11 protein-coding genes are annotated in these 12,118 nt (G+C 65.3%); 7 read left to right on the plus strand and 4 right to left on the minus strand.

Annotation, left to right across the window (positions count from 1 at the left end; all coding sequences use genetic code 11):
- The 7 genes from HP547_RS03470 to HP547_RS03500 all read left to right on the plus strand — a co-directional run.
- Positions 1 to 434: phosphotransferase (locus HP547_RS03470; protein ID WP_172285515.1), on the plus strand; the 434-nt coding region annotated here is incomplete at its 5' end.
- The gene (locus HP547_RS03475; RefSeq protein ID WP_172232986.1) at positions 431 to 787 is read left to right on the plus strand and encodes a DUF6285 domain-containing protein; all 357 of its coding nucleotides are present in this window, start codon (positions 431 to 433) and stop codon (positions 785 to 787) included. The genes HP547_RS03470 and HP547_RS03475, both read left to right, overlap by 4 nt.
- Before the next feature lie 49 nt (positions 788 to 836).
- Positions 837 to 2,009: an acyl-CoA dehydrogenase family protein gene (locus HP547_RS03480; RefSeq protein WP_172285516.1), complete on the plus strand. Its 1,173-nt coding sequence runs from the start codon at positions 837 to 839 to the stop codon at positions 2,007 to 2,009.
- The gene (locus HP547_RS03485) at positions 2,009 to 2,776 is read left to right on the plus strand and encodes an SDR family NAD(P)-dependent oxidoreductase (protein ID WP_172285517.1); all 768 of its coding nucleotides are present in this window, start codon (positions 2,009 to 2,011) and stop codon (positions 2,774 to 2,776) included. Before HP547_RS03480 ends, HP547_RS03485 begins: the two co-directional genes overlap by 1 nt.
- 96 nt (positions 2,777 to 2,872) lie before the next feature.
- Positions 2,873 to 4,525, plus strand: a complete 1,653-nt coding sequence (locus HP547_RS03490) for an acyl-CoA synthetase (protein WP_256676244.1) — start codon at positions 2,873 to 2,875, stop codon at positions 4,523 to 4,525.
- Positions 4,526 to 4,581: 56 nt separating this feature from the next.
- The gene (locus HP547_RS03495) at positions 4,582 to 4,905 is read left to right on the plus strand and encodes a DUF485 domain-containing protein (protein WP_172285518.1); all 324 of its coding nucleotides are present in this window, start codon (positions 4,582 to 4,584) and stop codon (positions 4,903 to 4,905) included.
- Entirely contained in the window at positions 4,902 to 6,560 is a 1,659-nt protein-coding gene (locus tag HP547_RS03500) for a cation acetate symporter (protein WP_172285519.1), read from the plus strand. Before HP547_RS03495 ends, HP547_RS03500 begins: the two co-directional genes overlap by 4 nt.
- Positions 6,561 to 6,803: 243 nt before the next feature.
- Here HP547_RS03500 and HP547_RS03505 read toward each other — a convergent pair whose 3' ends face one another.
- The 4 genes from HP547_RS03505 to HP547_RS03520 form a co-directional block, all read right to left on the minus strand.
- Positions 6,804 to 8,057, minus strand: a complete 1,254-nt coding sequence (locus tag HP547_RS03505; protein WP_172285520.1) for a diaminobutyrate--2-oxoglutarate transaminase — start codon at positions 8,055 to 8,057, stop codon at positions 6,804 to 6,806.
- Positions 8,058 to 8,093: 36 nt separating this feature from the next.
- A complete protein-coding gene (locus HP547_RS03510) occupies positions 8,094 to 9,518 on the minus strand; it encodes a gamma-aminobutyraldehyde dehydrogenase (RefSeq protein WP_172285521.1) in 1,425 nt (474 codons plus the stop codon).
- 80 nt (positions 9,519 to 9,598) lie between these two features.
- Positions 9,599 to 10,930 (minus strand): APC family permease, encoded by a 1,332-nt coding sequence (locus tag HP547_RS03515; RefSeq protein WP_172227099.1) that lies wholly within the window; start codon positions 10,928 to 10,930, stop codon positions 9,599 to 9,601.
- A 12-nt stretch (positions 10,931 to 10,942) separates the two neighbouring features.
- Positions 10,943 to 12,100 (minus strand): iron-containing alcohol dehydrogenase, encoded by a 1,158-nt coding sequence (locus tag HP547_RS03520; protein WP_172285522.1) that lies wholly within the window; start codon positions 12,098 to 12,100, stop codon positions 10,943 to 10,945.
- Positions 12,101 to 12,118 lie beyond the last annotated feature (18 nt).

Raw genomic sequence — 12,118 nt, forward strand, 5'->3', positions numbered from 1 at the left:
TGCATGCACCGCGAGACAGCCGTCTGTGTCTGCTGCACCGCGACTACCGCACGGGCAACTACCTGGCCAGCGAGCAGGGGCTGGAAGCGGTGCTGGACTGGGAATTCACCGGCTGGGGCGACCCTTGCGAGGACCTCGGCTGGTTTACCGCCCCGTGCTGGCGGTTCACGCGCCCTGACCTGGAAGCTGGCGGCGTTGGCCAGCTGGCGGACTTCCTGCGTGGCTACCACCAGGTATCGCCACTGTGGGTTGAGCCCCACCAACTGCACTACTGGCAGGTCATGGCGACCCTGCGCTGGGCGGTAATCGCGCTGCAGCAGGGGCAGCGCCATCTGTCCGGCGAAGAGCCTTCCCTGGAGCTGGCACTGACCGCGCGCCTGCTGCCGGAGCTTGAACTCGACATCCTGAACATGACCGGAGCCGATGCGCCATGACCCAGCCGCACGCCCATCAATTACTCGAAATCGCCCGCCAGACCTTGCTGGAGCAGGTATTGCCGGCTCTGCCCGGCGAGCTGCGCTACCCGACGCTGATGATCGCCAACGCCATGGCCATCGCCGCCCGCGAAAACCGCCTGGGCGCCGTCCTCGGCCTTCAGGAGCAGGCGCACCTGGCCGCGCTGATCGATGCGCCGGCCCCTTCATTGCAGGAAGCCCGACGCCAGCTGGCACGGGCGATTCGCCAAGGTCACCACGATACCCCGCACAGCGCTCGCACTCTGGTCGAGACGCTGCGCCAGGTGACGCTCGACCGGCTGACGATCAGTAACCCCAAGGCCGTGCGCTGAGCGAGGCGCCCCCCTGTTTCAAGACCGACAAGCACCAACAAGGACCCTCATGAACTTCACCCTCCCAGACGAACTGCTCGAACTGCAGGCCAGAACCAGCACTTTCATTGCCGAACAGGTCATCCCGTTCGAGAACGACCCACGCCAGGATGGCCACGGCCCCAGCGACGACCTGCGTCGGGACCTGCAGGCCCGCGCCCAGGCAGCGGGCCTGCTGACGCCCCACGCCAGCCGCGAAATGGGCGGGTTGGGCCTGAGCCATGCAGCCAAGGCCATCGTCTTCGAAGAGGCCGGCTACTCGCCCCTGGGCCCGGTGGCGCTGAACATCCATGCCCCGGACGAAGGCAACATCCACCTGATGGACGTGGTGGCCACCGAAGCGCAAAAGGACCGCTGGCTGCGGCCCTTGGTCCAGGGGCACATGCGCTCGTGCTTCGCCATGACCGAACCGGCGCCGGGCTCGGGGTCAGATCCGTCGATGCTGCGCACCACCGCCACCCGCGATGGCGACGATTACCTTATCAACGGCCGCAAGTGGTTGATCACCGGGGCCGACGGCGCCGGGTTCGCGATCATCATGGCGCGCATGGAGGATGGCTCGGCGACCATGTTCCTGTCCGACATGCAGCGCGAAGGGATCATCCACGAGCGCCAGCTGGATACCCTGGACAGCTGCTTCACCGGCGGCCACGGGCAACTGCGTTTCGACAACCTGCGGGTACCGGCCAGCGATGTGCTGGGCGAGATCGGCAAGGGCTTCCGCTATGCCCAGGTACGCCTGGCCCCGGCGCGCCTGACCCACTGCATGCGCTGGCTCGGTGCCGCGCGACGGGCCCATGACATCGCCTGTGACTACGCACGCACCCGCGATGCGTTCGGCAAGCCGCTGGGTGAGCATCAGGGCGTAGGCTTCATGCTGGCCGACAACATGATGGACCTGCATGTGGTGCGCCTGGCGGTCTGGCACTGCGCCTGGGTGCTCGACCAAGGCCAGCGCGCCAATGTCGATTCGAGCATGGCCAAGGTGATCAGCGCCGAGGCGCTGTGGCGGGTGGTCGATCGCTGCGTGCAGGTGCTGGGCGGGCGTGGCGTGACCGGGGAGACCGTGGTGGAGCGGATCTTCCGCGACATTCGCCCGTTCCGCATCTACGACGGCCCAAGCGAAGTGCACCGCATGAGCCTGGCGAAGAAACTCCTCGACCAGCGCCCGGGAGCCCACTGATGCAGCCGACTGTTGCCCGACTGTTCGCCCTTGATGGGCGGCGCGCCCTGGTGACCGGCGCCTCCAGCGGCCTTGGCCGACATTTCGCCACTACCCTGGCGGCGGCCGGTGCCGAGGTGGTGGTGACGGCCAGGCGCCTGGGGCCGCTGCAGAGCCTGGTCGAGTCTATCGAGCTGGCCGGTGGTCGCGCGCGGGCCCTGGCCCTGGATGTGACCTGCCGCGACGATGTATGCCGGGTGCTCGATGCCGCCGGCCCGCTGGATGTGCTGGTCAACAACGCCGGGGTGAGCGACAGCCAGCCGCTGCTGGCCTGTGACGACCAGAGCTGGGACCGGGTGCTCGACACCAACCTGAAGGGGGCCTGGACCGTGGCCCAGGAGTGCGCCCGGCGGATGGTCGCTGCGGGGCAGGGCGGCAGCCTGATCAATGTGACCTCGATCCTCGCCAGCCGTGTGGCAGGTGCCGTCGGCCCCTATCTGGCGGCCAAGGCCGGGCTTGCCCACCTGACTCGCGCCATGGCCCTGGAACTGGCGCGCCATGGCATCCGGGTGAACGCCTTGGCGCCGGGCTACGTGATGACCGAGCTCAATGATGCCTTCCTGGCCGGCGAGGCCGGAGAGAAGCTGCGCTCGCGTATCCCCAGTCGGCGCTTCAGCCAGCCACAGGACCTGGACGGCGCCTTGCTGTTGCTGGCCAGCGACGCCGGGCGGGCCATGAGCGGCACCGAAATCGTGGTCGATGGCGGGCACCTGTGCAGCAGCCTGTGATCTGACCCGGCCACAACCCTGATGCGAGAACAACAATAAGCAGGAGATGTGTATGTACCTTCAATGCCTGGATAACCTGTCGATGGGGTGTCAGTGATGATTCACCCAACCTTCGAGCATGAGCTTGCCCCCAACGAAGCCAACCATGTGCCCCTTTCACCGTTGTCGTTCCTCAAACGCGCCGCCCAGGTGTACCCGCAGCGTGATGCCGTGGTGTACGGCGAGCGGCGCTACAGCTACCAGCAGCTGCATAAGCGCAGCCGTGCCCTGGCCAGTGCGCTGGAGCGGGTCGGCGTGCAGCCGGGCGAGCGGGTGGCGATACTCGCGCCGAACATCCCTGAAATGCTCGAGGCGCACTATGGCGTGCCCGGTGCGGGCGCCGTGCTGGTGTGCATCAATATCCGCCTGGAGGCGCGCAGCATCGCTTTCATCCTGCGTCATTGCGCGGCCAAGGTGCTGATCTGCGATCGTGAGTTTGGCGCGGTGGTGCAACAGGCACTGGCCATGCTCGACACGCCTCCATTGCTGGTAGCCATCGACGATGACGCGTCCGAGCCGGGCGAGCTGGCCGATGACCTGGAGTACGAGGCATTCCTGGCCCAGGGCGATCCGGCCAGGCCGCTGAGCGCGCCGCAGAATGAATGGCAATCGATCGCCATCAACTATACCTCTGGCACCACCGGCGACCCCAAGGGCGTGGTGCTGCATCACCGTGGCGCCTACCTCAATGCCTGCGCCGGGGCGCTGATCTTCCAGCTGGGGCCGCGCAGCGTCTACCTGTGGACCTTGCCGATGTTCCACTGCAACGGTTGGAGCCACACCTGGGCGGTGACCTTGTCCGGGGGCACCCATGTGTGCCTGCGCAAGGTCCAGCCCGAAGCGATCCACACCGCGATCGCCGTGCATGGTGTGACCCATTTGAGCGCCGCGCCGGTGGTGATGTCGATGCTGATCCATGCCCAGCACGCTGGCGCGCCGAGCGGGCCGGTATCGGTGATCACCGGCGGCGCCGCGCCACCTAGCGCGGTGATCGCGGCGATGGAAGCACGCGGCTTCAGAATCACCCACGCCTATGGCATGACCGAAAGCTACGGCCCCAGCACACTGTGCCTGTGGCAGCCGGGCGTCGACGAATTGCCTCTGAAGGCTCGCGCCCGGTTCATGAGCCGCCAGGGCGTCGCCCACCCGATGCTTGAAGAGGCTACGGTGCTGGATACCGACACCGGCCGTCCGGTCCCGGCCGACGGCCTTACCCTTGGCGAGCTGGTGGTGCGCGGCAACACCGTGATGAAAGGTTACCTGCACAATCCAGAGGCCACCCGGGCCGCATTGGCCAATGGCTGGCTGCACACGGGCGACCTGGCCGTGCTGCACCCGGACGGCTATGTGGAAATCAAGGACCGGGCCAAGGACATCATCATTTCCGGCGGCGAGAACATCAGCTCGCTGGAGATCGAAGAAGTGCTGTACCAGCACCCTGAGGTGGTCGAGGCCGCAGTGGTGGCGCGCCCGGATTCGCGCTGGGGCGAGACACCCCATGCGTTTGTCACCCTGCGCTCGAATGGGCTCGCCACGGTCACGGAAGGCGACCTGATCCGCTGGTGCCGTGAACGTCTGGCGCATTTCAAGGCTCCGCGACATGTGTCGCTCACGGAACTGCCCAAGACCGCCACCGGCAAGATCCAGAAGTTCGTCCTGCGTGAGTGGGCCCGGCAACAGGAGGCGCCGACCGCCGACGCCGAGCACTGATCGAGCTGTAACACCTGCACATCCCATAACAACAAGTACATTGACCGAGGTGTCTCATGTCCAGCCTGTTATATGCGCGTGTTCGCGCCAGTGCCCAGTTCCAGCAACTGGTGGCGCGCAGAAACCGCTTCACCCTGAGCCTGTTCCTGCTGATCCTGACCACGTTCTATGGCTACATCGCGTTGGTGTCGCTCTGGCCCGAGCTGATCGCCAGGCGGCTGACCGAGGGGGCGAACATGACTTTCGGCGTCGCGGCCGGCGCCTTCCTGTTCGTGTTCTTCTGCGCGTTGTCGGCGTTCTATGTGTACCGGGCCAATGGCGAGTTCGATCGCCTGACGCAGGCGCTGGTCGCCGGACTGGAAGGGGAGCAGGGCGCATGAAGAAACTACTGCCTCTGGCTTTGTTGCTGCACTCGGGCCTGTCGCTGGCTTCACCTGCGCTCGACGCGGGCCAGCGTCAGCCGCTCAATCTGCATGCCATAGGCATGTTCATGGTGTTCGTGTTGTTCACGCTGTGCATCACCTGGTGGGCAGCGCGGCGCACCCGCTCGACGGCGGACTTCTACAGCGCCGGTGGCGGCATACTGGGCTGGCAGAATGGCCTGGCGCTGGCCGGTGACTATATGTCCGCCTCGACGCTGCTGGGGATCACCGCGCTCATCTACACCTCCGGCATGGATGGTTACATTTACCTCATCGCCTTCTTCGCAGGCTGGCCGGTGTTGCTGCTGTTGATGACCGAGCGACTGCGCAACCTTGGCCGCTTCACCTTCGCCGACATCACCTCGTACCGCCTCGACCAAGGCAAGGTGCGCACCATGGCCGCTATCGGCTCGCTGACCGTGGTGTGTTTCTATCTGGTGGCGCAGATGGTCGGGGCTGGGCAGTTGATCAGGCTGCTGTTCGGCCTGGACTACCACATCGCCTTGGTGATCGTCGGTGCGCTGATGATGCTGTATGTGACCTTCGGCGGCATGGTGGCCACCACCTGGGTGCAGATCATCAAGGCGTTCCTGCTGTTGGTCGGCGGGTCGCTGGTGCTGTTCCTGGCGATGCGCGAGTTCGACTTCAGCTATGACACACTGGTCAGCAAGGCCATGGACACCCATGCCCTGGGCGAACGCCTGCTGGCGCCCGGCAGCCTGTTGGCCGACCCATTGACCGCGCTGTCGCTGAGCCTGGGGCTGGTGTTCGGCACCGCCGGGCTACCGCATATCCTGATGCGCTTCTTCACTGTCAGCGATGCCCGGGAGGCGCGCAAGTCGGTGCTCTATGCCACCGGGTTCATCGGCTACTTCTTCAACGTCATTTTCCTGCTGGGCCTGGCGTCGATCGTGATCGTCAGTCAGCAGCCGCAATTCTTCGAGGGCGGGGAGGTGGGTGGCAAGTTGCTGGGCGGGGGCAACATGGTGGTCATGCACCTGGCCCAGGCCGTTGGCGGCAACCTGCTGCTGGGTTTCTTGTCTGCAGTGACCTTCGCCACCATCCTGGCTGTGGTTTCAGGCCTGGCTCTGGCCGGGGCGTCCGCCATCGCCCATGACCTGTATGCGCGGGTGATCATGAAAGGCGCGGCCAGCGAGCGGCAGGAACTGCGGGTGACCAAGCTGGCTACCCTGGGCCTTGGGTTGGTGGCGGTAGCCTTGGGTATGGTATTCGAAAACATCAACGTGGCGTTCATGGTTGCGCTGGCCTTTGGTATTGCCGCTTCGGCCAACTTCCCGGTGCTGTTCCTGTCGATGTTCTGGTCGGGGCTGACTACCCGTGGTGCGTTGGCCGGTGGCTACGTCGGGTTGCTCAGTGCCATGGGCTTCGTGGTGTTTTCCAAGCTGGTGTGGGTGGATGTGTTGAACTTCGCCGAGCCGCTGTTCCCCTATACACAGCCTGCGCTGTTCTCCATGCCGCTGGCGTTTTTGCTGGCTTACGCAGTTTCCCGGCTGGACCGGACGGCACGGGCCAAGGCGGAAAGGGCGGCTTTCGCCGACCAGTTCGTACGGGGCCAGACCGGCCTCGGTGCCAGCGGTGCAGTCGATCATTGACCTAAAACGGCCGCTGGCGGATGAGTGCCTGCGGCCGCGTTCCCTGCTTGGTATCCCCTTGCCCTGGCTCCTGTTCACGGGCGCATGACTTGGTAGTGGCCACGATGTCCTGGTCGCCGTAGCCCATCGCCGCCGCGCGCTGCACAACCTTGCACACCGGGTCGAAGACCCGCACGCCGTTGCATACGATGGGCCTGCGTGCGGCACCTGCATCGATACAGGCCGCACAGCAGGCCCCTGCATTTACTGGCGCAGCGCTGCCGCGACCGATTCACCAAAGGCTTTCAGGCCTTCCTCCAGTTGGTCGGTCGGGGTATTCACCGGTGGCATCAGCTTGATGATTTCGCCGTTTGGTCCGCAGCGGTCGACCAGTACGCCCGCTTGCAGTACGCGCTGCTGGGCATCCTTGGCCAAGGCCACGTTGCCGCGGCCGAAATCGATGCCGGCGATCATGCCGCGCGAGCGTGCGGACGCCACGCCCGGGATCTCTGCGAAACCGGCAACCGCACGGGTCATGGCCGCGCTGTTGTCGGCCAGCAGCTTCAAGAACTGCTCGTCGCGCCAATAGCCGAGCGCGATCTGCGCGGTCAGGAAGGCCAGCTGGTTGCCGCGGAAGGTGCCGATGTGATCGCCTGGTTCCCAGGCATCCAGCCCGGCGCGGATCAACACGATCGCCATCGGCAGGCCAAAGCCGCCGATGGATTTCGCGCAGGTGATCAGGTCCGGCACGATCCCGGAGCGCTCGAAACCGAAGAAATCGCCCGTGCGGCCACAGCCGGCCTGGATCTCGTCGCAGATGAGCACGACGCCGTGATCGCGGGTCCATTGGCGCAAGCGCTGCAACCACAGGTTGGAAGCCGGGTAGACACCGGCCTGGATCTGCACCGACTCGACGATCACGGCGGCCGGCAGTTCCGATCCGCTGCCCTGGTCGTTGGCCAGGCGCTCAAGGAAGCCCATGCTGTCGAACTCACCGTAAGGGCTGTCTTCGTACGGTACGAACACCACGTCGTTGGACAGCCCGGGGCCTCGGCGGGTCCGGTTGCCGGTGACCGCCAGGGCGCCGGCCGTCATGCCGTGGTAGGCCCCGTAGAAGGAGACGACCTTGGTGCGCCCCGTCACCTTGCGCGCCAGCTTCAATGCCGCCTCGACAGCGTCGGCGCCGGTCGGGCCGGTGAACTGCACTTTGTAGTCCCAGCCGCGTGGCTGGAACAGGTCACGTTCGATCGACTCCAGGAACTGGCGCTTGGTGGTGGTGTGCAGATCGAGGGCGTGGGTCACGCCGTTGGCCGACAGGTAGGCGATCAAGGCATCGCGCATGCGCGGGTCGTTGTGGCCATAGTTCAGGGCGCCTGCGCCGGCGAAGAAGTCCAGGTACTCGCGGCCATCTTCGCCGCGGATCTTGCTGCCCTGGGCGGTATCGAACACCAGCGGCAAGTCGCGGCAGTACATCCGCACATTGGACTCGAGCCTTTCGAACGTTTCGATGTTGTTCATGCATAACCTCTGGCAATGATGGGGTGTCGTGGGGCGTCAGTGCTTGAACATCACGTGGCGGACCACGGTGTAGTCTTCCAGGCCGTACATGGACAGGTCCTTGCCGTACCCCGACAGCTTCACGCCGCCATGGGGCATTTCGCTCACCAGCATGAAGTGGGTGTTGACCCAGGTGCAGCCGTATTGCAGGCGGGCGGCCAGGCGATGTGCCCGCCCCACGTCGGCGGTCCACACCGAAGAGGCCAGGCCGTAGTCCGACTCATTGGCCCACGCCAGTACCTGGGCCTCGTCCTCGAAGGAAGAGACCGTAACCACCGGCCCGAAGATTTCACGGCACACCACCTCGTCTTCCTGGCGGGTGCCGGCCAGGACCGTGGGCTCGAAGAAGAACCCGCCCCCTGAGGCGCGCTTGCCGCCGGTGACGACCTCGATATGGGGCAGCTCCCGGGCACGGTTCACGAAGCCCTCGACGCGTTCTAGGTGCTCTTGGGTGATCAGCGGGCCCATTTCGGTTGCCGGGTCATCCTGCAACCCGCATTTGATGCTGGACACGGCGTGGCCAAGCTTGCGAACGAATTCCGGGTAGACCTCCTTCTGCACATAGAGGCGACACGCGGCGGTACAGTCCTGGCCGGCGTTGTAGAAGCCGAAGGCGCGGATGCCCTCGACGGCGGCATCGATGTCGGCATCGTCGAAGATAATCACCGGTGCCTTGCCGCCCAGCTCCATGTGCATCCGTTTCACGCTGTCGGCCGTGCCTTCGATGATGCGGCTGCCGGTACGCACGGAGCCGGTCAGCGACACCATGCGCACCTGGGCGTGGCTGGTCAGCGGTTCACCTACCGTGGCGCCGCGGCCATGGACGATGTTGACCACACCGGCGGGGAAGATCTCGGCGAGCAGTTCCCCCAGTTTCAAGGTGCTCATCGGGGTGTGCTCGGAGGGCTTCAGGACCACGGTGTTGCCGCCGGCCAAGGCCGGGCCGAGCTTCCATGCCGCCATCAGCAACGGATAGTTCCACGGCGCGATGGAAGCGACGACACCGATAGCGTCGCGGCGGATCATCGAGGTGTGCCCCGGGATGTACTCGCCCGCCGCCGAGCCTTGCAGGCAGCGAACGGCGCCGGCAAAAAAGCGGAACACGTCCGAGACGGCGGGCAGTTCGTCCTGTAGCACGGCCGTAAAGGGTTTGCCGCAGTTATCTGCTTCCAGGCGGGCGAACACCGGTGCCTGGGCGTCGATGCTATCAGCAAGTTTGAGCAGCAGTGCCGCACGGTCCTTGGGTGGTGTTTGCGACCAGGCTTCGAAGGCCGCATCCGCGCACTGCACCGCGGCATTCACCTGGGCACGGCTGGCCTCGTGGGTCTGTACCAGGACGCTGCCCAGGGACGGGTTGTATACCGCCAGCTCGTCGCCTTCGCCGGCCACCAGGGCGCCATTGATCAGGAGCTTTGTTTGCATGTCGATTCTCGTGTTTGAACGGCAAGGCCTGTGGCCTGCCTTGGGATTGTCGTCAGAGGGTTCGATGGAAAGGAGGGGCGCTACGCCAGGGCGTCGGGGACCGGGTTACGGAACAGGCTGGTGCGGCAGGCGAGGTAGACCAGCCCGAGGCCGAGCCAGCAACTGCCCATGATCAGCGCGTCTTTGTCCAGGCTGGCCAGCATCCACCCGGCCGTGACCAGGCCGATGAGCGGGAACGCCACGCCGCGCAGCAACCCGGCCCCGTCCTTGACGCGCGCATCGAAGGTGAGCCGCAAGGCGCACAGGTTGACGGCAGTGAAGGCGAGAAACGCGCCGAAGTTGACCAGGGAGGTCGCGGTGGCGATCGTCAGGCCAAAACCGGCGGTGCCGAACACACCGCACAGCAGGATGTTGAATGCCGGGGTCTTGTAGCGAGGGTGCAGCGCGCCGAACAACCGGCGGGGCAGTTGGTTGTCCCGGCCAAGGGCGTAGAGCAGCCGGCCCACGCTGGCCTGGAACGACATTCCCGCCGCGAAGTGGGCGACGATGATCCCGGCCAGGACCACGGCGAAGAACAGGTCGCCGCCGATCATCCGGGCAATCTCGAAGGCGGCCCCGTCCACCCGTTCGAACGTGGGGGAGGGGTGCGCCAGGTACATGAAGTACGAGGAACCGACGTAGACCGAGCCGCCGATCAAGGCAACCAGCAGGATGGCGCGCGGTAGCGTGCGGCCAGGGTCGCGGGTTTCCTCGCTCAGGGTGGACAGCGCGTCAAAGCCCAGGAACGAGTACGCGGCAATGGCGGCGCCGGCCATGCTGGTGGCGAAGGGCACGTCCTGGTTGAAGAACGGCTTGGCCGACAGCAGCCCGCCAGGGCCGTTGGCAGCTACGATGTAGTGCGCGCACAGGCCGATGAACACGACGATGATGACCAGTTGCACCACCATCAACAGCACGTTGAAGCGGTTGGCCACCTGGATGCCGAGCACATTGAGCAGCGAGGTGGAGACGATGAAGCCGGTGATCCACACCCACTGGGGCACCTCAGGGAACGCCATGTTGAGGTAGCTGGCGCCGAGCAGCCAGATCAGCATCGGGATGAAGAAGTAGTCGAGCAGGGCGGCCCAGCCCACCATGAAACCGAGGTTGGCATTGAGCATCTTGCGGGTGTAGGTGTAGGCCGAACCTGCCACCGGGAACACCCTGACCAGTCGGCCATAGCTCAAGGCCGTGAACACCACGCCGGTGGCTGCAATCAGGTAGGCCATTGCCGTGGTGTTGCCGCTGGCCTGCGTGATCACGCCGTAGGTGCCGAAGACAATCAGCGGGGCCAGGAATGCCAGGCCGAACAGCAGCACGGAAAACGGCCCCAGGGTGCGCCTCAACGAGGCGCCGGAGGTTGACTGACTCATGACGGTGCCCCCTTACGCGACGAAGTGGTAAGCGGTGGTGATGATGTCGTGGTAGGCCGCTACGGACATCGCCTTGGCATTGCTGGCATCCGAGAAGTTTTGCTTGGACTTTTCGGCGATGGTCAGGAAGTCGTCCTCGCGCACGCCCTTGACCTCGGCGAATCGGGGGATGCCCAGCTCCTTGCTCATCTTGAACAGATGGGCCACAGCGGCCTCGGCAGCGTCGACCGGCGACAGCCTGGGGTCGATCCCCAATGCGTAGGCGACCTGGGCATGGCGGACGATATCGGCATCACGGTTGTGGCCGAACACGAAGGGCAGGAAGATCGCGTTGCCCACACCGTGGGGCGTGTCGTACATGCCGCCGATGGCTTCGGAAATGCAGTGCACGCTGCCGACGTCGGCGTTGCCGAAGGCCATGCCGGCGATCAGGCTGGCCACCAGCATCTGCTCCCGGGCCGCCTGGTTGTCGGGCTCCTGCACGGCCGCCTTGAGGTGCTGGCTGATCAGGCGGATGGCATGCAGCGCCAAGCCGTCGCTGATCGGGTTGGCCACGCGGCAGGTGTAGGCTTCGATGGCATGGGTCAGGGCATCCATGCCGGTCGCGGCGGCAATCGACGATGGCAGCGTGTCGGTGATGTGGGAATCGAGCAGGGCCAGTACCGGGCCGATGCGGTAATCCAGCACGTTCATCTTGAAGTGGCGGGCGGTGTCGGTGATCACCGAGAAGCAGGTCACCTCGCTACCGGTGCCGGCCGTGGTGGGAATGGCGACGATAGGCGCAATGGCATGGGTGAGGGTGAACGACCCTTCGTAGTCTTCGATACGGCCGTCGTGGGTGAGCAGCAGGCTGATGGCCTTGGCCGCATCCATCGCGCTGCCGCCTCCCACGGCCAGCAGGCCGTCGATACCCGTGCCCCGATAGCGCTGGGCGGTGTGGTTGATGTCTTCGCTGCGCGGGTTGGCCTTGATGTCCGCCACTTCCTCGTAGGCGATGCCGGCCCTGTCGAGGCTGGCGTAGACGCTGTCCAGCAGGCCTGCGGCCTTGACCCCGGCATCGGTCACGATCAACACGCGGGCCAGGCCGAGTTGCCGCAGGTGTTCACCGGTGCGCTCGCGCAGGCCCGGTTCCATCACGATTTTGCTGGGGAGTAAAAACTTGAATTCCATACGTACCTCTTGCTCAAA

It is taken from the genome of Pseudomonas sp. CM27 (assembly GCF_013179515.1).
Taxonomy (GTDB): domain Bacteria; phylum Pseudomonadota; class Gammaproteobacteria; order Pseudomonadales; family Pseudomonadaceae; genus Aquipseudomonas.

What these genes read in the sequence shown, in the direction of transcription:
- HP547_RS03505 (WP_172285520.1), bottom strand. Translation starts at nt 8,057, where the DNA reads ATGAACAACATCGAAACGTTCGAAAGGCTCGAGTCCAATGTGCGGATG.
- HP547_RS03495 (WP_172285518.1), top strand. Translation starts at nt 4,582, where the DNA reads ATGTCCAGCCTGTTATATGCGCGTGTTCGCGCCAGTGCCCAGTTCCAG.
- HP547_RS03485 (WP_172285517.1), top strand. Translation starts at nt 2,009, where the DNA reads ATGCAGCCGACTGTTGCCCGACTGTTCGCCCTTGATGGGCGGCGCGCC.
- HP547_RS03510 (WP_172285521.1), bottom strand. Translation starts at nt 9,518, where the DNA reads ATGCAAACAAAGCTCCTGATCAATGGCGCCCTGGTGGCCGGCGAAGGC.
- HP547_RS03500 (WP_172285519.1), top strand. Translation starts at nt 4,902, where the DNA reads ATGAAGAAACTACTGCCTCTGGCTTTGTTGCTGCACTCGGGCCTGTCG.
- HP547_RS03480 (WP_172285516.1), top strand. Translation starts at nt 837, where the DNA reads ATGAACTTCACCCTCCCAGACGAACTGCTCGAACTGCAGGCCAGAACC.
- HP547_RS03475 (WP_172232986.1), top strand. Translation starts at nt 431, where the DNA reads ATGACCCAGCCGCACGCCCATCAATTACTCGAAATCGCCCGCCAGACC.
- HP547_RS03520 (WP_172285522.1), bottom strand. Translation starts at nt 12,100, where the DNA reads ATGGAATTCAAGTTTTTACTCCCCAGCAAAATCGTGATGGAACCGGGC.
- HP547_RS03490 (WP_256676244.1), top strand. Translation starts at nt 2,873, where the DNA reads ATGATTCACCCAACCTTCGAGCATGAGCTTGCCCCCAACGAAGCCAAC.
- HP547_RS03515 (WP_172227099.1), bottom strand. Translation starts at nt 10,930, where the DNA reads ATGAGTCAGTCAACCTCCGGCGCCTCGTTGAGGCGCACCCTGGGGCCG.